Below are 23470 nucleotides of genomic sequence, written 5' to 3'. Positions count from 1 at the left end.
GACCGATGTTGGATTTCTCGATCGAACCGGAGTTCCAGGTAAAGCTGGACTGGGCCGCGGAATTCGTCCGCAAGGAGGTCGAACCGCTCGACCTGCTGTTCCCGCACGGCGGCGATCCGTATGACACGCGCAACGAAAAGGCGCGCGCGATCCTGCGGCCGTTGCAGGAGCAGGTCCGGGCGCAGGGCTTGTGGGCCTGCCATCTCGGACCCGAGCTGGGCGGACCGGGTTACGGCCAGGTCAAACTTGCCTACCTCAACGAGATCCTCGGCCGCTCCTATTGGGCGCCAACGGTTTTCGGCACCGCCGCACCCGATACCGGGAATGCCGAAATTCTCGCCATGTTCGGCACCGACGAGCAGAAGGCTCGCTACCTGCAACCCCTGCTCGACGGCGATATCGTCTCCACCTTCTCGATGACCGAGCCGCAGGGCGGCGCCGATCCGAAGGAGTTCGTCTGTCGTGCCCGGCGCGACGGCGACGAATGGGTGATCGACGGGGAGAAATGGTTCTCCTCCAACGCCAAGTTCGCCGCGTTCCTCATCGTCATGGCCGTCACCGACCCCGACGCCGCCCCGCACGCCCGGATGTCGATGTTCGTGGTGCCCGCCGAGACACCCGGCATCGAGATCAAGCGCAATGTCGGCACCATGGACGAACGCGACTCCCTCGATGAGGGCATCCACGGCTACATCCGCTACCACCAGGTACGAGTCCCGCTCGACGCCATGTTGGGCGGCCCAGGCGAGGGCTTCAAGGTGGCGCAGGCTCGCCTCGGCGGCGGACGGATTCATCACGCGATGCGCTCGGTCGGCAAATGCACCCGCGCCTTCGACATGATGGCCGAGCGCGCGCTCTCGCGGCGCACCCAGGGCACCCTGCTCGCCGAGAAGCAGGCCGTTCAGCAGTTCATCGCCGACTCCTGGATCGAATTGCAGCAGTACCGGCTGATGGTGCTGCATACCGCGTGGATCATCGACACCCAGCCGCACGGCGCCGCCCGCACCCAGATCGCGATGTGCAAGGTCGCGATGGCCAAGGTGCTGCACGACATCATCCAGCGCGCGCTGCACCTACACGGCTCGCTCGGCACCACCAACGAACTGCCCCTTGCCAAATGGTGGATGGCCGCGCCGAACCTGGCCCTGGCCGATGGCCCGACCGAAGTGCACCGCACCACGGTCGCCAAGCAGATCTTGAAAAAGTATCGGCCCGCCGAGGGCCTGTTCCCCAGCGAGCACATCCCGCCGAAGCTCGAGGAAGCGCGAAAGCGCTACGCGCACATCATCAATGACGGCACCCTCAGCGGTGAGGTGAACGCATGAGCTCAGATCTATTCGATCTGTCCGGCAAAGTCGCGCTCGTGACCGGCGGCAGCCGCGGCCTCGGCTTGGAGATGGTGCGCGCCTTCGCCGCCGCGGGCGCGGATGTGGTGATCACCAGTCGCAAGCTCGACGCCTGCGAGAGAGTCGCCAAAGAGGTCCGCGACCTCGGCCGTCGCGCGTTGCCGGTGGCGGCGCACGTGGGCCACTGGGATGACCTGGGCAGGCTCGCCGATGCCGCGTACGACGAATTCGGCAAAGTCGACATCCTGGTCAACAATGCGGGTATGTCACCGGTGGCGCCGTCCTCCGAGGAGACCAGCGAGGACCTGTTCGACAAGGTGATCGGCGTCAATTTCAAGGGCCCGTTCCGGCTCGCCTCGCTGATCGGGCGGCGGATGGCCGATGGCGACGGCGGCTCGATCATCAACATCTCCTCCTCCGGGGCGCTACTGCCGCAGCCCCGATTCGGGCCCTACGCCGGAGCCAAGGCGGCGCTCAACGTGTTGACTACCGTCTTCGCTCAGGAATACGGCCCGAAGGTCCGGGTCAACACCATCTCGGCGGGCCCGTTCCTGACCGATATCTCCAAATCCTGGCGCGAGGAGGCTCGGCAGAACACGCGCAGCGCGCTGGGGCGCCCCGGCAAACCGAAGGAAATCATCAGTACCGCGCTGTATCTGGCCAGCGATGCCTCCAGCTACACCACCAACGCGCTGATCCGGGTGGACGGCGGACTGTACTGACCCGTATGCCAAGGCGCCTGCCGCATGCCGAAAAGGTTGGCGGCAGGCCCTTTCTCACGGTGCCGGACACGCCACTCACACTCCTACCGCGGACGAAGGCCCTCGGAATGCCCGAACCCCGCCCGGTGAGGGGTACCGGGCGGGGCAGAAGGGCCAGAGGGCCTGTGTTACTTGGCCGGTGCGGGCATCGGCTGGTTGATGGTGGTGAAGTACTGCGCCACCGCCATGATCGCCATCGGTGCGGCGATGAACAACTGACCGGCCAGGGTGCCGATCGCACCGATAGCGACGATGCCACCGATGCAACCGATCGCGGCGGCCGGGATGAACGCGCCGAACAGACCGACGATGGTCGCCGAGGCGACGGTCGCACCGGCGATACCGCCCAGGACGCAACCGATCGCGCCGCCGCCGATGCCGCCCACGATGCCGCCGATGGTGGCGCCCATCGTGACGGTTCCCATCATGCGACCGAAGGCCGCTTGCTCACGGTCGTACTGCGATTTCCATGGCGCCTGATCCTCATACGGCAGCGCGACGGGCTTGTAGGCCGCGTTCGCCATGTCGAACTGTGGGGTCAGTGTCGCGGTTCGATCGGTGATCTCCGCGGCGATCGGGAATTCGAAATCATCGACGCGGAACTTCAATTCGGTACCCGCCAGGGTGACGCCGTTGGCCGCCTTGATCTTGAACACACCGTCCTCTACGACTATCGAGCCGGCCTCGGTGGTGATGACCGTCGCCTGCTCGGTGGTCCGTGTCGTGAAGGCGACATTGTCATCGGGCTGCGACAATGCAACCCCTGATTGGGCGGTGATGCCGAGCGCTGTTACCAGCAATGTGCAGGTAGCTGCAATCTTCCTCATCGGATTCTTCTTTCTTTTGTAAATCCCTCGGGCTGCGGTGCACGAGGAACAACCTGGGGCGAGTAGCGCGCCATGGACCATCGGCCGCTTCGCCGAATCCTGGACGCGGACCGCGTCCTACTTGGGCACGACCTTCACGTCGGGGATCAACTCGCCGCATGCCGGTGCGGCATTCGCGTCCGGCACGAACTTGTCGCCGCGCAGCACCGAGACGTAGGTGCAGTTTCCGGGGCCACCGACCGCGTAAGACCCGGGATTCTGGAAGTCGGCGGGTTTGGTGAACAAGCCGCCTGCGGTCCAGGTCTTGTCGGCGCGCAGCGCGGCCTTCAACTGCGCCTGGCTCGCCGTGCAACCCGCCTGTTCCAACCCGTGAATGAGTAGATCCGCGCTGATCCAGCCGACCGCCTGGGAGAACGACGGAATGCCGTTGGTCGCGCCAGCGAATTGCTGCAGCGACGCCGACCACGCACGGGTCGCGTCGGTGTTCAATTCCACTGGCGCATAAGAGGATAGGAAGCCAACACCCTGAGCGGCCGCGATGGTCGGCGCCGACTGCAGCAGTTCGGCGCCGTAGCCGGTGGCCAGCAGCACCGATTTCATCTCGACCCCTGCCTGACGCAGACCGGCCACCAGTGCGAACGCGGTCTCGGGGTTGATCGGGGCGTACAGCACGTCGGCGCCGGACTCCTTGATGCCCAGCACGGCGGCGCCGACATCGGTGCTCCCGACCGCGACACGCTCGCTGACATAGCCCCGCGCGAGCCCCGCATGTTCGGCCGACAGCACCGCCCCTTCTGCGGCCTTCGACGAACTCGGCACGTTATAGCCGACGACCGCCGCCTTGGTGCCGCCGAGCTTCTTCCAGTAGTCGCCCAGTGTGGTGGCGGTCTTGTTCCAGTCGGTACCCGACATACCCGCGAACAAGTTGTCGTATTTGGTGTTGAACCACTGATCACCGCCGTCGAAGGCGGCGCCGAGGAACGGTGTCGCCTTGGCCTGGGTGCCCGCGTACTGCCCGGCCCCGAAGAAGTAGGTGCTCACCGGCAGTACTGCGTACGCCTTGTCCTGTTGTACCAGCTTCTGAACGGCGGTCAGCGCCCCCTGCGGCGAGGACGTGTCGTCGCCCATGACCACGTCGAAACCGCGCGCGGCGCATTTGCCATCAGCCGCCTGATAGGCGGCGAACCGCGCCTTGACCCCGCTCTCGGCGCCGGTCCAGTGCGAGGCGCCGGTCCCGCTCAGCGAGGTCAGGACGCCCACCTTCACCGGCCCGCTCGTATCCCCCGCACCGGACGAACTGCCGCCGCACGCGGACAAAACCAGCGTTGCGGCGCACACTCCCGCCGCGATCGCACCAACTCTGCGCATTCGTACTCCTCATATCCGTCGCCGATCCGGCGCCCTTGCCGATCAACGTCCACGGACAGTGGAGCATATTCAGTACCCTTTGTATCTGTTTTTCGTCGAGAATCTACGGACAATGGTTGACGATGACCCTTTATTAGCGCACTCTTACCCTCAATACAAACCTCGGAGCACCGTCAACCTCCGAACGCAATCAACCTGAGCGCCGAACAGGAGCCCGCTGTTGCTCTCCTACGTTTTCGTCGGCCTGGCCCTCGGGGCCATCTACGCGATCGCCGCGGCGTCGCTGGTCGTCACCTATGTCTCGTCGGGCGTGTTCAATTTCGCGTTCGGGGCCATGGCGTTCGCCGTCGCCCGCGTCTACTACTTCCTCAACGTCGAACACGGTTGGCCGCTGCCGCTCGCGGCCGTCGTCGCGATCGGGCTGTTCGGCCCGGCGCTGGGTATCGCCTTGTACGCGTTGCTCTTCCGCTATCTGCGGTTGCGCTCACCACTGGTCAAGATCGTCGCCACCATCGGTCTTTCGGTCGCTTTGCCACCTCTGGTCAACCTCGTTCTCGGCCATCTCGCGAACGCCACCGCCCCCGGACTGGCACCACAACCACTGCGGACGTTCCACCTGTTCGGGGCGGTCGTCGACATGAACCAGCTGATCACCTACGCGGGACTGATCGTGGTCCTGGCCGTCGGCACCGGACTGCTCCGGTATACCGATGTCGGCCTGAAAATCCGAGCACTCGTGGACTCCGAGGCCCTGACCGCGATGTCCGGTGTCAGCCCCACGCGGGTGTCGCTCGGCGTGTGGGCGTTCAGCGCGTTGCTGGCCGGACTCGCCGGAGTGCTCATCGCACCCACTGCGGGGCTGACGGTGGACGGTATGACGTTCCTGATGGCGGCCGCGTTCGCCGCGGTGGTGGCGGCTCGGCTGCGCAGCCTGCCGATGGCCGTCGGGGTCGCGCTCGCGATGGGCGTCGTCACCAGCGTGATCCAGCGCTACCTCGATCCGCAGAGCCCGTTCGCGGCGCAGATCGTGCCTAGTATCCCGTTCGTATTCATGCTGGCATTCCTGCTCTACTACGCGCTACGCGGGCAGGCGGGTGACACCACGGCGGGTGGAGCCCTGGATCGCGCGATCCATACGGCCGACTCTGGAGCGTCTACAGGCGCGAGCACGCGCCGAGCCGGGCGGATCCGGCCGACGGCCGTGGTCATCGCGCCGCTGGTGACGCTGGCCGTCGTCGCGGCCCTGCCGCTGGTCCTCGACGAATATTGGACCGGTCTCGCGGCGGCGGGCATCGCGCTGGCGATCGCGCTGCTGTCCTACACCCTTGTCACCGGTGAGGGCGGGATGATCTGGCTGTGCCAGATCACCTTCGCGGGTTTCGGCGCGCTCCTCGCCGCCGAGCTCACCACGAACTCCGGCTGGTCTCCCTTGGCGGCGGTCCTGGTCAGCGGATTGTGCGTGGTACCGATCGGCGTGATACTCGGGATACTCACGATCCGCCTCGGCAATCTGTATATCGCCCTGGTGACACTGACGTTCGGCCTACTCGCGCAGAACCTGGTCTTCCTGCGCGACGGTTTCTACAACTCCGGCCAGGGCATCTACCTGCCGCGTCCCGAATGGGCCTCGGACAATAAGACTTTCGCGCTGCTCGCGCTCGCGGTGTTCGTCGTACTCGGCGTGATCGTCCTCAATCTGCGCCGCTCGACCGCCGGACTGGCGGTCGCGGCGGTCCGGTCGAGCGAGGCGGGGTCACGCACGTTGGGCCTGAGCATCCTGCAGGTGAAGGTGCTGGTATCGGGCGTCGCCACCTTCGTGGCCGCTATCGGTGGGGGCTTCATCGCATTGAATTACCAATCGGCGCTACCTGATTCGTTCAACCCGTTCACCGGACTGATCTGGCTGGCGGTTCTGGTCACCGTGGGTTCGCGGTCGATCATGGGCGCGCTCGTCGCCGGAGTGGCCTTCACAATGCTCCCCGGAGTCTTCCAGACCTACCTGCCGACCAGTTGGGCCGAAATCCCCGTCATCATGTTCGGACTCGGCGCGATCACGCTCGCCCGCAACCCCGACGGCATCATCGCTATGCACGCCGGGCAACTGCGCACGGTTAGCCAATGGCTCGAACATCGGCGGGCCGCCGTTCGAGATCCCGAGCCCGCGACACCCACGTCCACGAGAACCGAGTCCGCGACCTCAGAGTCCACCAGGACCGAGCCCATGAGCTCCGAATCAGCAACGTTCGAGACCCACGATTCCGAGTCGCCGACGTCCGCGCGGGGGCGCCCGGACCAACATTGTGCCGACGACATGAATCACAAGGGCACCGAGGAGAAACTGTTGACCCCAGGAGATCCGGCATGAGTCCCACCGCGACCGACACCACCCTGCCGCGGATCGAGGCCAAGGGCGTAACCGTCCGATTCGGTGGACTCGTCGCTCTCGACAACGTCGATCTGCAGGTGCCACCAGCTTCCATCGTCGGCCTCGTCGGCCCCAACGGCGCGGGCAAAAGCACGTTGTTCGCAGTTCTTTCGGGCTTGCTCACACCGAGTTCCGGTGCGGTATTGATGAACGGCCGAGACGTCACCGGGGCCAGCGCGCAATCGCGGGCTCGGCGTGGCCTCGCTCGCACGTTCCAGCATCCAGAACTGTTCCCGGGGTTGACCGTTCGCGAACACGTGGTGCTGGGCTACCGAGTGCGGCACACGCGCCGCCGGATCTGGACCGATCTGATCACCGCCGGCGGCTTCCGGAGCGCCGCCGTTGAGGAGGACGCGCGGGTCGACGAAATCCTCGCCGCGCTGCATCTGAGTGGACAGGCCGATCAGCCGGTCGCCGGATTGCCGCTGGGCACCAGCCGGCTCGTCGAGATCGCCAGGGCGTTGGCCGTCGATCCGAATGTGTTGCTGCTCGACGAGCCGTCATCGGGTCTGGATGCACGCGAAACCGACGAGCTCGCAGCCACATTCACTCGCGTCGTCGCCGATCACGGCGTCTCACTGCTACTGGTCGAGCACGATGTCGACCTTGTCCTCGGGCTCAGCGATGTCGTCCACGTCCTCGATTTCGGCGTGAAGATCAGCGCCGGCACGCCCGCCGAAGTCCGCGCGGATCCCGCTGTGCGCGCGGCTTATCTGGGCGAGGGCCCGGAAGGGAACACGGCATGAGAGCTCAGGCATGGAGGAAGCATGCGTAGCCACGTAGCGCCCGATCGTTGCCCATCGAACGGAAAAGACCTCGGCATGACAACCACCCCTGCCCTGCTCGCCGTCCGCGACCTGGCCGTCCGCTACGGTCCGGCGCACGCCTTGCAGTCGGTGACCTTCGACGTGCAACCGAACAGCGCGCTCGCCGTCCTCGGCCCCAACGGATCCGGTAAAAGCACACTCGCACGAGCCCTATCCGGGCTCGTGACTCCCACCGCCGGAAGCATCGAACTCCACGGCCGCAACATCACGGGTACAGCAGCCGAGGAGATTCGACGGACCGGTCTGGTCCACCTACCCGAGGGGCGCGGTGTCTTCCCGACGCTGACCGTCCTGGAAAACCTGCGCATGGCTACCGCATGTGACAGACGACAGCGAGCGACCGCCATCGAGAAGGCGTTCGAGATCTTCCCCGTGCTCGGACAGCGACGGCGGCAGGCCGCGGGCACCCTGTCCGGTGGCGAACAGCAGATGTTGTCCCTGGCCAGGGCGTTGATGGTCGACCCAACGTTGGTTATCGCCGACGAGATGTCCCTGGGCCTCGCACCCAAGATGGTCGACGTGGTCTTCGAGAGTCTGCAGCGGGCGAGGGCCGCCGGTGTCGCCGTCATCATGATCGAGCAATTCGCTAGCCGCGCACTGGCTTTCGCCGATCGCTGCCTGATCCTGCAGCGTGGGCGGATCGCTTGGGCAGGCGCGGCCGACCAGGCGGGCGATGAACTGCTGCGCCGCTATCTCGGCGACGCGACCGCCGCCTGATCCCAACCCCACCATGACCTCACATACCACCCGATTCGCGGCGACGGAGCGGATTTTACGAGCGACCGGTCACGACCCGCCCGCGTCCGAAAACACAGGAGTTCAAATGACGAACAACGAGCAGACCAGCAACGAGCACCAGGGCAAGGTCGCATTCATTACCGGTGGCGGCCGCGGTTTCGGTAAAGCGTTCGGTACCGCGTTGACGGCGCGCGGTGCGCATGTCGTACTTGCCGATATCGATGGCGATGTCGCGAAATCCGCCGCCGCGGAACTCACCGCCGGCGGTGCGAGTGCGATCGGAGTCGCCTGCGATGTGGCCGACGAGTCCCGGGTCGGCGAGCTGATCGATGAGATCGCCGAACGCCACGGCGGTCTCGATATCTTGGTCAACAACGCGGGCCTGCATGCCGCCTACAACAGGCCCTTCGCCGAACTCGGACTCGCCGCGACCCGGCGGCTGTTCGACGTCAACGTAATGGGCGTGATCATCTGCACCCTCGCGGCGAAGCAGGCCATGAGCGGACGTGACGGGGCCTCCATCATCAATATCTCATCATCGGCGGCTTACGGGAACCGTGCGGCCTACGGTGTCTCCAAACTCGCCGTGCGCGGCCTGACGATGGAGTTCGCGCACGAGCTCGCGGCCGACGGCATCCGGGTCAACGCGATCGCGCCGGGCCTCATTTTCACCGATGCCATCCGGGCCGAGCTGGCTTCCAGTGAAGTCGAACGTGTGATGGCACAGCAGATCCTGCAGCGCGAGGGCGAGGAGCGCGACATCGTGGAGGCGCTGCTCTACCTGGTGTCACCGAAGGCATCCTTCGTCACCGGTGAAACCTTGCGCGTAACGGGCGGTTTCGCACTATCAGTGTAGATCGCCCGGTCCGCCGGGCAGGGATCCGGCACGGCGGCGAACCCAGCGGCCCACCGCCACGCCCGGTCTCGACCAGCGGTCCCACCGCCACGCCTTCGCCTCACTCCAGTGGTCCACTCCCGCTCGGCCTCAACCAGCAGCCCTGCTGCCCGCCCGGCGATAAACCCGTGGTCCCGTCGCTTCGCCCAGTCTCAGCCCAGTAGATCCATCGCCTGATCCAGCAGCACTGGCAACGCGGGCAGCATCCGCCGGTGCATATCGTTCAACTGCCCGGCTTTACGCGCCCGCTTGATCAGCAGCGCGGTCGCGGCGGATTCCTTGTACTTGGTCAGCGCCTCGAACCACAGCAGGTTTCGCAGCGGCTCGCCGCGTGCCTGCTCGTAGGCCGCGACCAGTTCCGCCTTGCTCGGCATCCCCGTCGGCTCGTCCGACAGCGATGCCGGATGCCGGGCGTCGTCGGTGAAGAAGGCCAGCCAGGTCACATCGATCCGGGGGTCGCCGAGCGCCCAGATCTCCCAATCGATGATCGAGGTGATCCGGTCCGCCGCGCACAGTGTGTTGCCGAGCCGGTAATCACCATGGATGAACACCGGCGTCATCGCGGCGGGCGTCATCGCGTGCAGCCGGTTGGCGACCACCTCGTACCCGGCGCGCAGGTCGCCGGGTATGGTCGCGAAAGCCTTTGTCCACCGGTCTATTTCAGCGCCGAGCGGGACGGCCGGTTCGTCCGCCGCCACGGTCTGGCACGGATCGACGCGGTGCAGGTCGGCAAGCATCCGTGCCGCGTCGAAAGCCCGGGCCCGCACCTGTTCGGCCGGTACAACCCCGCGCGGGGCCAGGACCGGTTCCACGCACGTCCCCGGCACCAGTTCCATGGCTACGAACGGCGAGCTGTCCGGTGGCGCGCCCGCGTCGGTGAACAGCACCGCGGGTACCCGCACGCCGGGCTGTCCGGCCAGCGCCAGCATGATCCGAGCCTGACGCAGCACGTCGCGATTGCGCACCGGCGGCAGGCCGGGTGGCGCGACTTTCAGTACGACACGCTCGTACCCGACCGGAACACCGGACAGGGTGGCCACGTACGTCAGGCTCGATGAGCCGCCGGTAAGCGGTTCGATGTGCACGATGGCGGCACCGGAATTCCATCCGCGCACTGCGACGGCTGTGCGCTCGGTCAAGTCCCGCAGCAAACCTGGACTGTTCGTGACAACGCTCGCATCACTCATTCCCGCCATTCATAAAGAGTATACTATTCAAATCCAGGCGGATGACAGCGTCGACGCCGCCTGGGCTTCGTAGCCGGTCCTCAGCTCACGTCGCAGGATTTTGCCGCTCGGTAGCCGGGGCATATCGTGGCCGAGACTCCCGCACGGCCTCGATCTCCCGTGCACGATCGCAGGTTTGTCCTTCAGATCCGCCCGCCAGTGCAGTGAGCGGCATTGCCCGCTCCTTCTCTTTCGTGCTGGTCCCGGCTCGTATCCGGACCACACACTTGGAACCGTGACAGTAAGGCCCTATTCAGGTGCCTGTTCTAAACGAATACACCCTCGCTCCGGATGCGGTATCGCCCACGTCCTCGGTATTGTCGAATGACAACGACCATCGGGCAGTGTATTAATTATCCTTAATTGGTACATTGGACGAACTCGGTCGGCTTTGCCGCGCCGCCGGGCCAACGGAAGGGAATCGTCGATGACGACACCAGAGCACGGCGACGCCATACCCGCACCGCCGCCACCCACGACACCCAACGCCCGCCGTTTCGTCGGCAAGGTCGCCTTGATCACGGGGGCGGCACGGGGGCAGGGCCGGGCCGAGGCCGTGCGATTCGCCGCCGAGGGGGCCGATGTGATCGCGCTCGATATCTGCCGCACGCTGGAGACCACCCAATATCCGGGCGCGACACCCGAGGATCTCACCGAAACCGTTGCTCTGGTGGAGAAGTACGACCGCAAGATCGTCGCCCGTGAGGTCGACACTCGCGACTTCGAGGCCCTGGCCGCCGCGGTTCGTGCGGGTGTCGCCGAGCTTGGCGGCCTCGATGTCGTCGTGGCGAACGCCGGTATGACCACCGCCGCCCCGACCTGGGAGATCGACGCCGCGCACTGGCGCGAAAGTATCGACGTCAACCTCACCGGTGCGTTCCATACGGTGAAGGCGACCGTGCCGATCCTGCTCGAGCAGCGGCGCGGCGGTAGCATCGTATTCACCGGATCGGTCGCTGGCGTGCGGGGCTTGCCGTTCCTCGGGGCCTACGTCGCCGCCAAACATGGTGTCGTCGGACTGGCCAAGACCCTCGCGAACGAGCTTGCCGAATACCGGATCCGGGTCAATACCGTGATCCCGCACGGTGTGGACACCGATCTGCGCGTCCCCGAGCTGTTCGAATTCATCGAGGCATCCCCGAACCAGATGCCGCTGTACCTGCCGAGCCTGCCCGACCCCAAAAGCCACGTCGACGATATCGCCGTCGCCGTCGCCTGGCTGGCCTCCGATGAGGCCCGCCACGTCACCGGAATTCAACTCCCGGTGGACCTGGGCCGCACCAACCGATGACCCGCACCCACCCGCCGATATGCGGCCCGCAGAGTGTGGCGATCCCGACCGGCCGCCGGTCGGTCGGGGACGGCTTCAGGCCCCGAGCATCTGCAATCCGCCGTTGACCGCGATCAGCTGACCGGTCATGAACCGAGAGCCGGTGCCGGCCAGAAACACCATGACCGGACCGAGATCGGTTGCCGGATTACCGAGCTCACCCCGCAGCGGCATGGTCGCCCGCAGGCCCGCTTTCATTGCCGCCGTGCCGTCGGGGCCGAGGTGCTTCCAGAGCCGGTCGGCGTTCGCTGTATCGACTGCAGGGGCCAGAGCATTGACGGTGATCCCGAACTTCCCCCACGCCGTTGCCGCGGACCGGGTCCACGCGTGCACCCCGGCCTTCGCGATCGCGTAATGCGGTGCAATCGGATTCCCGCGAACGCCCTCACCCGAGCCGAGATTGATGATGTGCCCGCCACTTTCGCGCATATGCTCGAACGCCGCCTGGTTGGTGAGGATGGTCGAGCGGAGGTTCGTGTCGAGGACCTGATCGAGCTCGTCATCGGTCAGCGAATCCGGTGTACTCGGCTGCCAGGTGCCGGCCGCGTGCAGCAGTACATCGAGTCCGCCCAGTGTGGACGCGGCCTGTTCGAATGCCGCGCCGACCGAACCGCGGTCGCGCGCATCGCAAACCACCCATGCGCACCGGGCCTTCAGTTCGTCCGGTGGCGGTGTGGTGTGGAACAGGCCGACGACCTCCGCGCCGGCCGCGAGGAAGGAGGCCACCGCCGCCGCACCGATTCCGCTGGCCGCACCGGTCACCACCGCACGCCGACCGGCGAGCGGTTTGCCTGCGGAAATCGCGTCGATATCTGCTCGCGCCCGGGTTTCCACCATAATCTGTACTCCCTTATCGCTCTTGCCGATTACGCATCCGCTCGCGGAGCACCAACTTCTGTACTGATTCAGTGCGCGGATACGGTCGTCGCCACACATATCCGCGGGCACGCTCGGACGCCGCGTGGACGATTGCGGCACCGCGGCGAGTAATGCCGCGGCAGTCCGGACGCCCCGTCGTATGCGGATCAGCCGAGGGACGCTTTCCGATCGGCGGTCAACGTCGTGACGATATCGCGGCGGACGAGTTTGCCGGTCGCGGTGCGGGGCAGTTCGGGCCAGTAGGTGATCCGGTCGGGAGTCTTCGCGCCACGCAACGACTTTCGCACCACCGCGCGCAGTTGCTCGGCGTCGATCGCTATACCGTCACGGGTGACGACGACCGCCTCGATGCGCTGGCCCCATTCCTCGTCCGGGACGCCGACGACGACGGCGTCGAGCACGTCCGGATGGCGCAGCAGAACGTCCTCGACTTCAGCGGGCGCGATGTTCTCCGCGCCCCGGATGATGGTGTCATCGACGCGGCCATCAATGTAGAGGTAGCCGTCGGCGTCCAGGCGACCGTGGTCACGGGTGTGGAAGAAGCCGCGTTCATCGATCGCGGAGCCCTGCCCCGCGTACTCCCCCGAGACCTGCTCGCCGCGCACCCAGATCTGCCCGGGCTCCCCCGCCGCGACGATCTCATCGCGCTCGCCGCGGACCTCCAGTTCGATGCCAGGCACCGGCCGGCCCGCCGAACCGAGCCGAGCGCGAACGTGAGGATCGTCGCTGGCGACGGCGGCCCGATGTTCCCCGGGTCCCAGCACCGAGATCGTGGACGAGGTTTCGGTCAGCCCGTAGGCATTGACGAAGTCGACATGCGGCCACTCGCGCAACGCGGTCTCGATCACCCGCACCGGCATCTTGGCGCCGCCGTAGGCGAGTGCCCGCAGCGAAGGCACCGACCGGTCGAGCCCGTCCGCGTCGACGATCCTGGCGAGCATGGTCGGTACCACCATCGCATTGGTAATACGTTGTGCCCGTACAAGTTCGAGCCAGCCGCTGGGAGTGAAATCTTCCAGGGTGAGCACCCTCCGACCCGCATACAGATTCGTCAGCGCGTTCGATACGGCCGCGATGTGGTACGGCGGCACACTCATCAACGCCGCGTCGTCAGCGTCCGCGGCGGCGAACTCCACCGTCCCGAATACATACGAGACCAGGTTGTGGTGTCGCAGCAGCACGCCCTTCGGCGCCGAGGTCGTCCCGCTCGTGTAGATCAGCACCGCGGGGGCCTCGGGGTCGGCCGGGAAGTCCGCACCGTCGTCGCCCGCACAGGCCGCTGCGGCCAGCCATTGCTGCGGGCTTTGCGCGGGCAACCCCGCACGGCGCAACGCGTCGGCCTGGTCCGGGTCCGCGATGCCGAGCGCGCGTGGATGATTCGCCAGCAGCGCGTCGAGTTGCGCACTGCCGAGCCGATAGTTCAGCGGCACCAACGGCACACCGGCGCGAGCCGCGGCGAACAGAGCGACTTGGAAGGCCGGGCCGTTCACCGCGAGGTAGATGATGGCATCGGCACCGGCCGAGCGGACCGCTCGGGCACCGCCCGCGGACAGTTCGCGCAACCACTCGGGCGTCATCCCGTCCTCGGTGCGTCCGACGACTACCCGGTCGCCGAAACCATCGGAGGCCATATCCAGCAGCATCGCGATATTCATCGATCGCCCGCGCTCAGTCCGAAGCCGGCAGCGGCTTGGCACCCTTGAGTGGCAGAGCGGTTCCGTTCAATGCCAACGTGCCTTGCCCCGCCTTCGTGCACAGCAATTCCACGCCGAGCTCGTCGTCGGCGTAGCGCTTGCCGAGCTGGGAACCGGCCATCTGCCCAGGGTCGGCACTCCCGACGAAGCCGGCTTCCGGCCCCTTCGGATCCACCATCGCCGCTCCGCCGCAAGTGATTTCCAGATCGTTCTCCGGCCAGCGCACGACGATCACCATCGTCGCGTCGACCGTGCTGGCAAGCATCTGCCCCACGTTCGGCTTCATCGCAGCTACCTCCACGGATCTCGTCATTGCGTCCCGGCCATCGTTCGAACACAGCTGCTTCCGAACATCCGGGGACCCGAGAAGAGTATACGATTAAGACTCGATCGTGCAATGAAGCCGCGCGGGGCTCACGGCCCCGAGCTCGCCCGGCCACCACCTTTCGGGCGAGTGCCGCTATCGCCTTCCCGATGGGCGGGGCGACAGCGTCGTCGGCAGGATAATTCGTTGTACTCTACTCCGGCATTGCCCGGAAATACCCGCCTACCAGCCGATACATGAACGGAGTTGCCGAATGGAGCCGAAGACCGTCCTGTTCGACGTAGCCGACCACGTCGCGACGATCACCCTCAACCGACCGGAAGCGATGAACAGCTTCAACCAGCAGATGCTCGACGATTTCGGGCATCTCTGGCAAAGGGTCAAGGACGACGACGATATCTATGTCGTCGTGCTGCGCGCGGCGGGTGATCGGGCGTTCTGCACCGGCATGGACGTCAAGGTCGGCATCGACCGCCATCCGAACGTCTGGTCCCAGGTCGACCCCGGCGAGTACCTGTCGCCCAAACTCAACCAGGTATGGAAACCGCTGGTCTGCGCGGTGCACGGGATGGCTGCCGGCGGCGCGTTCTATTGGCTCAACGAGGCCGACATCATCATCTGCTCCGACGATGCGACATTCTTCGATCCGCACGTCAGCTACGGAATGACCGCCGCACTCGAGCCGATCGGACTGGCTCGGCGCATCCCGCTCGGTGAGACCTTACGCATCGCACTGCTCGGCCTGGACGAACGCCTGTCACCGGAGCGCGCCATGCAAATCGGCCTGGTCAGCGAGGTGCTTGCCCGCGAACGACTCTGGGATCGCGCCGACGAGCTTGCCCGCATCATCGCCGCCAAACCGCCGGCCGCGATCCAGGGCACCGTGCGTGCGATCTGGGAATCGCTCGATACCGGGCGCACCCAGGCATTGCGCACCGGACTGTCTTATACCCAGATCGGCAATCCGATCGGCAAGGCCGAGGTGGACCGCGCCACCGTGCCCCGGCGGAAGTGGACGTTGCGCTGACAGTCCCGTAGCTTCGCCATAAAAAGAGTATACGTTTTTGAGGAGGATCTCTGATGCGGTTCGGTATGCCATGGCCCGGTCGCGACGTCGCCCGCGAGGCCGAGCGGGCCGGTGTCGGCGCGTTCTGCACCGGAGACTTCGCCGACCACGACGCCTACCTCAATCTGGCCGACATGGTCGCCGATACCGAAAGCGCCCTGGTCGGCCCAGCCATCGCCTACGCATTCGCCCGCACTCCGTACGCACACGCAACCGCCCTGCGTCAGCTGCACGCGAAGGCGCCTGGCCGACTATTCCTCGGACTCGGGACCGCCGCCTTCCGCATCAACCGGGACTGGTTCGGCGTGCCCGCCGATCGCCCGGTGGACCGGATCGCCGAGACCGTCGATGTCATCCGCGCCTGGCTACACGCGGAGAACGGCGAGAAAATCCGGTACTCCGGCGAGTTCTACTCGATCGACGCCGACGTCCGGGCGCCGGTATTCGGGCGGCTGGATATCCCGATCCTGCTCGCCGGTTTCAATACCCGCATGGCCGCGACCGCGGGCCGGGTCGCCGATGGCGTGATCGGGCACGGGCTGTTCACCCACTCCTGGTGGAACGATGTCGTTCGCCCCTCCGTCGAGCGCGGTGCGACCGCGGACGGTCGCACCGAATCCGCACTGGAACACGGCTGGATCATCACCGCCGTCGACGATGCCGCACCCGAACGCGCCATCGCCGACGCCCGGCGCATGATCGCCTTCTATCTCACCGTCAAGACCTACGATCCCTACGTCGCCCATCACGGCTGGGAGGGCCCGGTCGATCAGTTGCGTAAGGCATTTCGCGCCGGCGATATGGACGCGATGGCTGCGGCCGTGACCGACGAGATGCTCACCGAGATCGCCGTCTGCGGCACTACCGCCGAAGCCCGCGAGACCCTGAAGCGCCGCGCCGAGTCGCTGCCCCGCGACGTCGGATACTTCGCCCCGCCTTCGTATCTCGTGCGCCGCCAACGCCGCACCGCCTACGCCACCGCCAGCCTGGCCCTGATCGACGCCGTCCCGGCCGAAAACTGATCGGCGAACAGCCGTACGCGAGCGAGGCCGGCAGCCGGGAGACACCGAATCTCAGTCCCATAATTCAGTACACTTTGAAATGATCGTCGGTCGATGCTCCCCGTAAGCCCGGCCGCCGCAACGACGTACTGCGGGCAATCAGGAGAAAGCACATGACGACGGCGTACTCGTTCTCTTCGCAGCTGTACATCGACGGGCACTGGAGCGATGGCGAGTCGGATACGCGGGTCTTCGTGCACAATCCGGCTACCGAGGAGAGGATCGCGGAGATCCCCCAAGCCACGCTCACCGATGTGCGGCGCGCTATCGAAGCGGCGCGCAGGGCCTTCGACGAGGGCCCATGGCCGCGGATGAAACCCGCCGAGCGGGCCAAAGTGCTGCTGCGCATGGCCGAGGAAATGGAACGTCGTCTGCCCGAACTGGCCGCCGTCAATATGGCGGAGGCAGGTTCGGTGCGCGGCCTGGCCGAGACCCTCCAGACCAGGCTTCCGGTATCGCATCTGCGCGATATGGCCGAACGAGTGATGCCGGCCTTCGCGTGGGAACGACCGATGGAGCCGACCATCGCGTCGGGTATGGGCGTCTTCCAAGGCCAATTCAGGCGCGAGGCCTTCGGTGTCTGTGCGCTGATCTCGGCCTATAACTTCCCGTTCTTCCTCAGCATGATGAAGCTGATTCCAGCCCTCGCCGCCGGTTGCACCGTGGTGCTGAAGCCCGCGCCGACCACGCCGCTGGAAGTCCTGCTGATCGGTGACTTCGCCGACGCGGCCGGGCTGCCGTCGGGTGTACTGAATATCGTCACCGGTGATATCGAGACCGGGCAGGAGCTGACCACCAATCCGATGGTGGACCTGGTCAGCTTCACCGGATCCGACACCGTCGGGCGGATGGTCTACACCCAGGCCGCGGCCACCATGAAGAAGGTCATCCTCGAGCTCGGCGGCAAGTCCGCGAGCATCGTGCGCGCCGACGGCGATCTCGACGGGGCTGTCCGGTCCGCGGTCGTCGGCATTACCACTCACGCCGGGCAGGGCTGTTCGTTGCTGACCCGCACGATCGTGCACGAATCCGTGCACGATGACCTGGTGGAGCGGATCCGCCGGGGCCTGGCCGCGGTCCGCGTCGGCGATCCGGCGGATGCGTCGACCACGATGGGCCCCTTGATCAGCGCGGCACAGCGGGACAAGGTCGAGAAGCTGATCCGCACCGGCGAGGAGGAGGGTGCCCGGATCGTCATCGGCGGCGGTCGGCCCACCGGTCTCGATCGGGGCTATTTCCTGGAGCCAACGCTTTTCACCGATGTCGACAATTCGATGACGATCGCGCAAACGGAGTTCTTCGGCCCGGTCGGAGTCGTCATCCCGTTCCGCACCGATGACGAGGCGGTCCGGATCGCCAACGACAGTCCCTACGGGCTGGCCGGTGCGGTGTGGAGCGCCGACACCGCGACCGCGCACAACATCGCGACGCAGATCCGCACCGGTGGCGTAACCATCAACGGCGGCAGCGCCGGGGTGAATCCGCGTACCGCGTTCGGCGGCTACAAGCAGAGCGGACTCGGCCGGGAGTGGGGCGAGTTCGGACTCGACGAATACCTGCAGACCAAAGCCATCACCTGGGCCGCCCGCTGAGGGATCGGCTCGTTCGCAGCCGAAACCGGGCCGTCCGTGCGTTTTTCGCACGGGCGGCCCGGTTCGTGTCAGAGAACGAACTATCAGTGTGCGAAAGCCACCTCATGGTCGTCGTCGGTGATCTGGGTGGCGGGAACCTCTAGTTGCGCGATCCGGCGGGGCAGCAGCAGCGCGAGCAGCGCGCCGATACCCGACGCCGCCGCACCGATCAGGAAGGCGATCTGGAATCCCTTGTCGGTGTATAGGATTGCGCCGTGCGTCAGCTCCGGCGGGAACGGAGCGATATAGGAGTTGTTCATCACGGTGAATGCGAGCACGGGCAGAATCGACGCGATGACGCTCTGCGCCACGCTGACGATGCTCGCGGTGCTGGCCTGTAACTGGGGCGGAACCGCCTCGATCAACAGGTTCGGCACCGCCGCGTAGGCCAAGCCCATACCCAGACCGGCCAGGCCCGCGAAGACGAGCAGCAGTGGCTTGTCAGTGTGGCTCAGCGCGGTGCACAAGAACGCCGCTGAAAACATCAGCAGACCCAGGATCATCAGCAGGCGCGGCCGGACATTGCGGCCGACCAGGATGCCGACGATGACACCGCCGACCACGACCATGCCACCGATCGGCGCTTGAAAGACCGCGAATCCCTTTGCGCTGACACCGAATCCGTAGCCGAGTCCCATCACCGCGGGCGTCATGGCCATCATCGGCAGCAGGATGGTGAACAGGGCACTACAGCCGTAGGCCATACCGGAAGCTAAGGCGGTCACCCATACCGGCCGCTCGCGCAGGACGGCCAGGTCGACCAGCGGGGCGGCGACCATTCCGGCCGACACCAGCCAGCCCACCAGCAATATGATCCCGCCGACGAGGTAGGCCAGGGTCGATCCGTTGGTCCAGCCCCAGGTCGGACCGAAGCTGAGTGCGATGAGAACACCGGCGATACCCGCGCCGAGCAGCACCGCGCCCAGCAAATCGGTCTTGGAGTGCAGCCGCACGGCGGATTCTTTGGTGCTGACGAAGATCATGGCGCCGAACACCACCATCGCGATCACGAAGAACCAGAAGATGCTGCGCCAGCCGTGGTTGTCGAGGAACCAGCCGGTGAGGAACGGCGCGGGGATGGCGACCAGGCCGAGGCCGCTGGTGACAATGCTGACCGCGAGCGCAATCGTCTTGGTCGGGAAGATATCCCGGATAAGCGAATAGGTCAGGAAGACGCACGGAATCAGCACGCCCGACAGCGCCCGGCCGGCCACCAGCATCGCGTAGCTGGACGCGACGGCGGACAGCAACGATCCCACGGTCGCCACGACGACACAGAGCAGCAGCAGTTTGCGCTTGCCGTACATGTCGGCGAGCTTGCCGACCAGCGGGCCCGTTACCGCCCCGACCAACAGCATCGAGGTGAGTAGCCAAGCACCCTGTGTCGTCTGGAAATGCGCGGCGATGCCCGGGATCGCCATCGAGATCATGATGTAACTGACTGTCAGCACCTCGAGCAGCAGCAGCATCGACGCCATCGAGAAGATCAGCTTCGGCGTCCAATTCTGTTCGGCACCAGGCATTTCGCCTGGCTTTGTAGCGGATTCCATCATCGAGGTCCTTTCGGGTTCCTGCTCGGGACTCTCGATTTCTGGATCGCGCCTAGCAAGTCGAGCCGTGCAGTGCAGTGCAGATATGAGCGCAGCTGCCGTAGCTCAGGGCTGGGCAGGTTGCGTAATGCACATCACAACTCCTCTACGACCTACCGCATATCGGACTTTCCACTCAGCGGGAATTCCGGCGGCCGAATTTCCTTATCGTTGCGTACAAACCGGCATCGACGAGGTGATTATCCGTGTAGCAGAGTTTCTCCGACTCGGCCACAAACACGGATAAGGGTGGCAGTGGTTATCGTTCCCACAATGCCGAAACGGGCCGGCCGCGCGAGAATCGCGCGAACGGCCCGTTTTCGTTGGTGATCAATGCGCGAAGGCCACCGCCGCCTGCTGGTCGTCATCGCCGGCGACCTGCGTGCGGGGTACCCGAACCTGCTCGATCTTGCGCGGCAGCAGCAGCGCGAACAACGCGGCGACACCGGCCGCGACCGCACCCATCAGGAAGGCGATCCGGAAGCCATTATCGGTGTAGAAGGTATGACCATGTGTCATCTCCATCGGAAACGGGGCGATGTAGGAATTGTTCAGCACAGTGAATACGATCACCGGCAGAATCGAGGCGACAACGCTCTGCGATACGGCGACGATACTCGCCGTACTGGCCTGTAACTGCGGCGGAACCGCCTCGATCAGCAGATTGGGCACCGCCGACATGGCTAGGCCCATTCCGGTACCGCACAGGCCCGCGAACGCCATCAGCAGCGCTTTGTTGTCGTGCATCTGCCCGCACAGCACGAAGGCTGCCGATATCAGCGCCATGCCCCCCGCCAGCAGCGGACGGGGGCGGATACCGCGGCCGACCAGGGCACCGACGATCACGCCACCGACCATGGTCATGGCGGCCATCGGCGACTGGAAGATCGCGAACCCCTTGGCACTGATGCCGAATCCGTAGCCGAGTCCCATCACCGCTGGAGTCATGGCCAGCATCGGAAGCAGCATCGCGAACAGCGCGCTACAGGCGTAGCAGAGGCCGGAGACCAGGGCGGTCAGCCAGACCGGCCGCCTGCGCAGGACGGCCAGGTCGATCAGCGGGGCACTCACGAAGCCCGCCGACACCAACCAGGCCACCATCAATACGCTGCCGCCGAACAGGTAGGCCAGCGTCGATCCGTTCTGCCAGCCCCAAGTCGGGCCGAAGCTGAGTGCGACGAGAACACCCGCGATACCCGCACCGAGTAACACCGCACCAAGCACATCGACCTTCGACCGCAGGCGAACGGCGGATTCCTCGGTACTGACGAAGATCATGGCGCCGAACACCACGAGCCCAATGGCAAAGAACCAGAAGATGCTGCGCCAACCGTAGTTATCGAGAAACCAGCCGGTGAGAAATGGCGCGGGAATCGCGACCAGGCCCATTCCGCTAGTGGCAACGCTCACCGCGAGCGCGACCGTCTTACGCGGGAAGATATCCCGAATCAGCGAATAGCTCAGGAATACGCATGGAATCAGGAGGCCGGTCAGCGATCGGCCGACGATCAGCACGGCATAGCTGGAAGCGACCGCGGAAAGCAACGCTCCCACGGCCGCCACGGCCGCGCACCCCAGCAACAGCTTGCGCTTGCCGTACATGTCGGCGAGCTTGCCGGCCAACGGGCCCGTTACCGCACCTACCAGCAGCATCGAGGTCATCAGCCAGGCACCCTGCGTCGTGTGGAAATGCGCCGAAATATCCGCGATCGCCATCGACACCATGGAATAACTGACCGCGAGCATCTCGAGTAGTAGAACCATCGAGACCAGGGACAGGATCAGTCGCGGCGACCAACCCTTTTCGACACCGGTCGATTCGCCGGACCGAGTAACAGCATCCATCATCGGGATCCTTTCGGGACCTGCTCGGAACTCTCGCTCTGGATTGCGCAGTGCGATCGAGCCGTGCAGACCATCGGTGATTGCATTCGCCCATGCTCGGGGCGCAGAGAATGCGTAATGAACATCACAACCCGTCTGTGGCGCAACGCATATCGGTCTTTCCGCTCAGCGGGAAGTCCCACTGTCGATGCGGGCCTGCGAGAACGCCGAAACTATTCTTGAAGAGGCAATACGGGCACGTAGCAGAGTTTCCTCGGATCGGCGGTCATCACGAGCGCAGAGAGTTATAGATCAGGCAGTGATGACCATCGCCGAGCCCATGCCGCCACCCGCGCACATCGCCGCGACCGCCGTCCCGCCACCCCGGCGACGCAACTCGTGCGCCAGCGTCACGACCATCCGCGCGCCGGTGGTAGCGATCGGATGCCCGAGACTGCAACCACTACCGAAGGGATTGACCCGCGCTTCGTCCAGACCCAACTCGCGCACGGCAGCCACCGGCACCGACGCGAACGCCTCGTTGATCTCGAACAGGTCGACGGCGCCGATGCCGATTCCGGCCCGGTCGAGCGCCTTGCGGATCGCGGCGATCGGCGCCAGTCCGGTCTGTACCGGATCGACACCGACGCTGGCCCATGCGCGGACCATCGCGATCGGCGTAAGCCCCTGCGCCTCAGCGAATTCCGAGCTCGCTACGACAACCGCGGCCGCGCCGTCGTTCACTCCGCTCGCATTGCCCGCCGTGATCGAAAAGCCCTCGATCTCCGGGTGCAGCGGCTTCAGTGAGGCCAGCTTTTCGAGGGTGGAGCCGCGCCGTGGGTGCTCGTCGACCTCGAAGACCGATACCGCGTTGTCCCGGTCGGTGACCTCGACCGGCACGATCTCGTCGGTGAACCGGCCCTCGTCGATCGCCCGGATCGCTCGCTCATGTGACCGCAGGGCCCACGCGTCCATCTCCGTCCGGGATATGCCGGCCAGTTGGGCGGTATTCCACCCTACGAGAATCCCCATGTCGTTGTTGGGCGCCTCTGGTGTCGAGACGTGCGAGGGCGACATCCACGGGTCCTGCAAGTCATCGGTGCCCGGAATCCGGCGGCGCGACACCGGAGCCGTGGACGAGGACTGGGTCCCGCCCGCGATCACGGCACGATCCATCCCGGCCCGCACGCTCGCGGCCGCGCTCGCCACGCTGGCCAGACCGGAGGCGCAGTGCCGGTTGTGCGCGAGGCCGGGAACATGAGTCAGGCCCGCCTCGATCGCCGCGTACCGGGCGATGTCGCCACCACCGGCCAGGGATTCGCCGAGGATCAGGTCGTCGAACGCCTCCAGCGGCAGACCGCTGCGGTGTGCCGCCTCGCGGACGACGAGGGTGGCCAGTTCGAAGGCGCTGGTGTCGCGCAGGGCTCCCTTGCGAGCGGTGCCGATCGCGGTGCGACAGGCGGACAGGATAACGGCATCAATCATATAATTCGTTGTACTCTATTATCGGCCTGATCGGAAGCGTTCACAGCCAGCAGACGGCCCCATTGCCCCGAATGGGCCGCATCGGACTCGCAATACACGAGTTCAGCGCCCATTTTTCGACCGCTCCCGGCGAGCGGGACAACGCTAGGGAGATCTCGACCCTCCGTAGAAAA

19 protein-coding genes are annotated in these 23470 nt (G+C 65.7%); 10 read left to right on the top strand and 9 right to left on the bottom strand.

Going from position 1 to position 23470, the window contains the following annotated elements:
* The first annotated feature begins 5 nt into the window (after positions 1-5).
* Together ACLMAJ_RS22650 and ACLMAJ_RS22645 are read left to right on the top strand one after the other, a co-directional pair.
* Positions 6-1325 (top strand): acyl-CoA dehydrogenase family protein, encoded by a 1320-nt coding sequence (locus ACLMAJ_RS22650; RefSeq protein ID WP_412015803.1) that lies wholly within the window; start codon positions 6-8, stop codon positions 1323-1325.
* Positions 1322-2068 carry an SDR family NAD(P)-dependent oxidoreductase gene (locus ACLMAJ_RS22645; protein ID WP_412015802.1) on the top strand — a complete coding sequence of 249 codons (747 nt, stop codon included), beginning with the start codon at positions 1322-1324 and terminating at the stop codon, positions 2066-2068. The genes ACLMAJ_RS22650 and ACLMAJ_RS22645 overlap by 4 nt, the downstream gene beginning before the upstream one ends.
* Before the next feature lie 167 nt (positions 2069-2235).
* Here ACLMAJ_RS22645 and ACLMAJ_RS22640 read toward each other — a convergent pair whose 3' ends face one another.
* Both ACLMAJ_RS22640 and ACLMAJ_RS22635 read right to left on the bottom strand, forming a co-directional pair.
* A complete protein-coding gene (locus tag ACLMAJ_RS22640) occupies positions 2236-2934 on the bottom strand; it encodes a DUF8020 domain-containing protein (RefSeq protein WP_412015801.1) in 699 nt (232 codons plus the stop codon).
* A 117-nt stretch (positions 2935-3051) separates the two neighbouring features.
* Positions 3052-4302, bottom strand: coding sequence for an ABC transporter substrate-binding protein (locus ACLMAJ_RS22635; RefSeq protein WP_412015800.1), 1251 nt, complete (start codon positions 4300-4302; stop codon positions 3052-3054).
* Between the two features lie 220 nt (positions 4303-4522).
* Here ACLMAJ_RS22635 and ACLMAJ_RS22630 point away from each other — a divergent pair, with 220 nt between their 5' ends.
* From ACLMAJ_RS22630 to ACLMAJ_RS22615, 4 genes are all read left to right on the top strand, one after another.
* Positions 4523-6667, top strand: coding sequence for a branched-chain amino acid ABC transporter permease (locus ACLMAJ_RS22630; RefSeq protein WP_412015799.1), 2145 nt, complete (start codon positions 4523-4525; stop codon positions 6665-6667).
* Positions 6664-7473 carry an ABC transporter ATP-binding protein gene (locus tag ACLMAJ_RS22625; protein ID WP_412015798.1) on the top strand — a complete coding sequence of 270 codons (810 nt, stop codon included), beginning with the start codon at positions 6664-6666 and terminating at the stop codon, positions 7471-7473. Before ACLMAJ_RS22630 ends, ACLMAJ_RS22625 begins: the two co-directional genes overlap by 4 nt.
* Positions 7474-7548: 75 nt before the next feature.
* Positions 7549-8271 carry an ABC transporter ATP-binding protein gene (locus tag ACLMAJ_RS22620; RefSeq protein ID WP_412015797.1) on the top strand — a complete coding sequence of 241 codons (723 nt, stop codon included), beginning with the start codon at positions 7549-7551 and terminating at the stop codon, positions 8269-8271.
* A gap of 106 nt (positions 8272-8377) precedes the next feature.
* Positions 8378-9148: an SDR family NAD(P)-dependent oxidoreductase gene (locus ACLMAJ_RS22615; RefSeq protein ID WP_412015796.1), complete on the top strand. Its 771-nt coding sequence runs from the start codon at positions 8378-8380 to the stop codon at positions 9146-9148.
* Positions 9149-9339: 191 nt separating this feature from the next.
* Here ACLMAJ_RS22615 and ACLMAJ_RS22610 read toward each other — a convergent pair whose 3' ends face one another.
* Positions 9340-10383, bottom strand: a complete 1044-nt coding sequence (locus ACLMAJ_RS22610) for a phosphotransferase family protein (RefSeq protein ID WP_412015795.1) — start codon at positions 10381-10383, stop codon at positions 9340-9342.
* Positions 10384-10840: 457 nt separating this feature from the next.
* Here ACLMAJ_RS22610 and ACLMAJ_RS22605 point away from each other — a divergent pair, with 457 nt between their 5' ends.
* Positions 10841-11704 carry a mycofactocin-coupled SDR family oxidoreductase gene (locus ACLMAJ_RS22605; RefSeq protein ID WP_412015794.1) on the top strand — a complete coding sequence of 288 codons (864 nt, stop codon included), beginning with the start codon at positions 10841-10843 and terminating at the stop codon, positions 11702-11704.
* A gap of 75 nt (positions 11705-11779) precedes the next feature.
* Here ACLMAJ_RS22605 and ACLMAJ_RS22600 read toward each other — a convergent pair whose 3' ends face one another.
* The 3 genes from ACLMAJ_RS22600 to ACLMAJ_RS22590 all read right to left on the bottom strand — a co-directional run bounded on the left by ACLMAJ_RS22600 (position 11780) and on the right by ACLMAJ_RS22590 (position 14602).
* On the bottom strand, positions 11780-12580 hold the full coding sequence (locus tag ACLMAJ_RS22600; protein ID WP_412015793.1) for an SDR family NAD(P)-dependent oxidoreductase: 801 nt from the start codon (positions 12578-12580) through the stop codon (positions 11780-11782).
* A 188-nt stretch (positions 12581-12768) separates the two neighbouring features.
* A complete protein-coding gene (locus ACLMAJ_RS22595) occupies positions 12769-14277 on the bottom strand; it encodes a class I adenylate-forming enzyme family protein (protein ID WP_412015792.1) in 1509 nt (502 codons plus the stop codon).
* 13 nt (positions 14278-14290) lie between these two features.
* Positions 14291-14602 carry a hypothetical protein gene (locus ACLMAJ_RS22590; protein WP_412015791.1) on the bottom strand — a complete coding sequence of 104 codons (312 nt, stop codon included), beginning with the start codon at positions 14600-14602 and terminating at the stop codon, positions 14291-14293.
* A gap of 292 nt (positions 14603-14894) precedes the next feature.
* Here ACLMAJ_RS22590 and ACLMAJ_RS22585 point away from each other — a divergent pair, with 292 nt between their 5' ends.
* The 3 genes from ACLMAJ_RS22585 to ACLMAJ_RS22575 all read left to right on the top strand — a co-directional run bounded on the left by ACLMAJ_RS22585 (position 14895) and on the right by ACLMAJ_RS22575 (position 18360).
* A complete protein-coding gene (locus ACLMAJ_RS22585; RefSeq protein ID WP_412015790.1) occupies positions 14895-15668 on the top strand; it encodes an enoyl-CoA hydratase/isomerase family protein in 774 nt (257 codons plus the stop codon).
* Between the two features lie 53 nt (positions 15669-15721).
* Positions 15722-16729, top strand: a complete 1008-nt coding sequence (locus tag ACLMAJ_RS22580) for an LLM class flavin-dependent oxidoreductase (protein ID WP_412015789.1) — start codon at positions 15722-15724, stop codon at positions 16727-16729.
* Positions 16730-16881: 152 nt separating this feature from the next.
* Entirely contained in the window at positions 16882-18360 is a 1479-nt protein-coding gene (locus ACLMAJ_RS22575; RefSeq protein ID WP_412015788.1) for an aldehyde dehydrogenase family protein, read from the top strand.
* A gap of 83 nt (positions 18361-18443) precedes the next feature.
* On the opposite strand, the gene ACLMAJ_RS22570 is transcribed toward ACLMAJ_RS22575, so the two are convergent.
* From ACLMAJ_RS22570 to ACLMAJ_RS22560, 3 genes are all read right to left on the bottom strand, one after another.
* Positions 18444-19949 (bottom strand): MFS transporter, encoded by a 1506-nt coding sequence (locus ACLMAJ_RS22570; protein WP_412015952.1) that lies wholly within the window; start codon positions 19947-19949, stop codon positions 18444-18446.
* Between the two features lie 369 nt (positions 19950-20318).
* On the bottom strand, positions 20319-21833 hold the full coding sequence (locus ACLMAJ_RS22565) for an MFS transporter (RefSeq protein WP_412015787.1): 1515 nt from the start codon (positions 21831-21833) through the stop codon (positions 20319-20321).
* Positions 21834-22124: 291 nt separating this feature from the next.
* The gene (locus tag ACLMAJ_RS22560; protein ID WP_412015786.1) at positions 22125-23297 is read right to left on the bottom strand and encodes a thiolase family protein; all 1173 of its coding nucleotides are present in this window, start codon (positions 23295-23297) and stop codon (positions 22125-22127) included.
* Positions 23298-23470 lie beyond the last annotated feature (173 nt).

Origin of the sequence: Nocardia arseniciresistens, from assembly GCF_046764875.1 — a bacterium.
In the GTDB taxonomy this organism is placed as follows: Bacteria; Actinomycetota; Actinomycetes; order Mycobacteriales; family Mycobacteriaceae; genus Nocardia; species Nocardia arseniciresistens.
Note: the sequence above shows the minus strand (reverse complement) of the source record. Positions and strands in the feature narration are given on the sequence as shown.

What these genes read in the sequence shown, in the direction of transcription:
- ACLMAJ_RS22650 (WP_412015803.1), top strand. Translation starts at nt 6, where the DNA reads ATGTTGGATTTCTCGATCGAACCGGAGTTCCAGGTAAAGCTGGACTGG.
- ACLMAJ_RS22645 (WP_412015802.1), top strand. Translation starts at nt 1,322, where the DNA reads ATGAGCTCAGATCTATTCGATCTGTCCGGCAAAGTCGCGCTCGTGACC.
- ACLMAJ_RS22640 (WP_412015801.1), bottom strand. Translation starts at nt 2,934, where the DNA reads ATGAGGAAGATTGCAGCTACCTGCACATTGCTGGTAACAGCGCTCGGC.
- ACLMAJ_RS22635 (WP_412015800.1), bottom strand. Translation starts at nt 4,302, where the DNA reads ATGCGCAGAGTTGGTGCGATCGCGGCGGGAGTGTGCGCCGCAACGCTG.
- ACLMAJ_RS22625 (WP_412015798.1), top strand. Translation starts at nt 6,664, where the DNA reads ATGAGTCCCACCGCGACCGACACCACCCTGCCGCGGATCGAGGCCAAG.
- ACLMAJ_RS22620 (WP_412015797.1), top strand. Translation starts at nt 7,549, where the DNA reads ATGACAACCACCCCTGCCCTGCTCGCCGTCCGCGACCTGGCCGTCCGC.
- ACLMAJ_RS22615 (WP_412015796.1), top strand. Translation starts at nt 8,378, where the DNA reads ATGACGAACAACGAGCAGACCAGCAACGAGCACCAGGGCAAGGTCGCA.
- ACLMAJ_RS22610 (WP_412015795.1), bottom strand. Translation starts at nt 10,383, where the DNA reads ATGGCGGGAATGAGTGATGCGAGCGTTGTCACGAACAGTCCAGGTTTG.
- ACLMAJ_RS22605 (WP_412015794.1), top strand. Translation starts at nt 10,841, where the DNA reads ATGACGACACCAGAGCACGGCGACGCCATACCCGCACCGCCGCCACCC.
- ACLMAJ_RS22600 (WP_412015793.1), bottom strand. Translation starts at nt 12,580, where the DNA reads ATGGTGGAAACCCGGGCGCGAGCAGATATCGACGCGATTTCCGCAGGC.
- ACLMAJ_RS22595 (WP_412015792.1), bottom strand. Translation starts at nt 14,277, where the DNA reads ATGAATATCGCGATGCTGCTGGATATGGCCTCCGATGGTTTCGGCGAC.
- ACLMAJ_RS22590 (WP_412015791.1), bottom strand. Translation starts at nt 14,602, where the DNA reads ATGAAGCCGAACGTGGGGCAGATGCTTGCCAGCACGGTCGACGCGACG.
- ACLMAJ_RS22585 (WP_412015790.1), top strand. Translation starts at nt 14,895, where the DNA reads ATGGAGCCGAAGACCGTCCTGTTCGACGTAGCCGACCACGTCGCGACG.
- ACLMAJ_RS22580 (WP_412015789.1), top strand. Translation starts at nt 15,722, where the DNA reads ATGCGGTTCGGTATGCCATGGCCCGGTCGCGACGTCGCCCGCGAGGCC.
- ACLMAJ_RS22575 (WP_412015788.1), top strand. Translation starts at nt 16,882, where the DNA reads ATGACGACGGCGTACTCGTTCTCTTCGCAGCTGTACATCGACGGGCAC.
- ACLMAJ_RS22570 (WP_412015952.1), bottom strand. Translation starts at nt 19,949, where the DNA reads ATGGAATCCGCTACAAAGCCAGGCGAAATGCCTGGTGCCGAACAGAAT.
- ACLMAJ_RS22565 (WP_412015787.1), bottom strand. Translation starts at nt 21,833, where the DNA reads ATGGATGCTGTTACTCGGTCCGGCGAATCGACCGGTGTCGAAAAGGGT.
- ACLMAJ_RS22560 (WP_412015786.1), bottom strand. Translation starts at nt 23,297, where the DNA reads ATGATTGATGCCGTTATCCTGTCCGCCTGTCGCACCGCGATCGGCACC.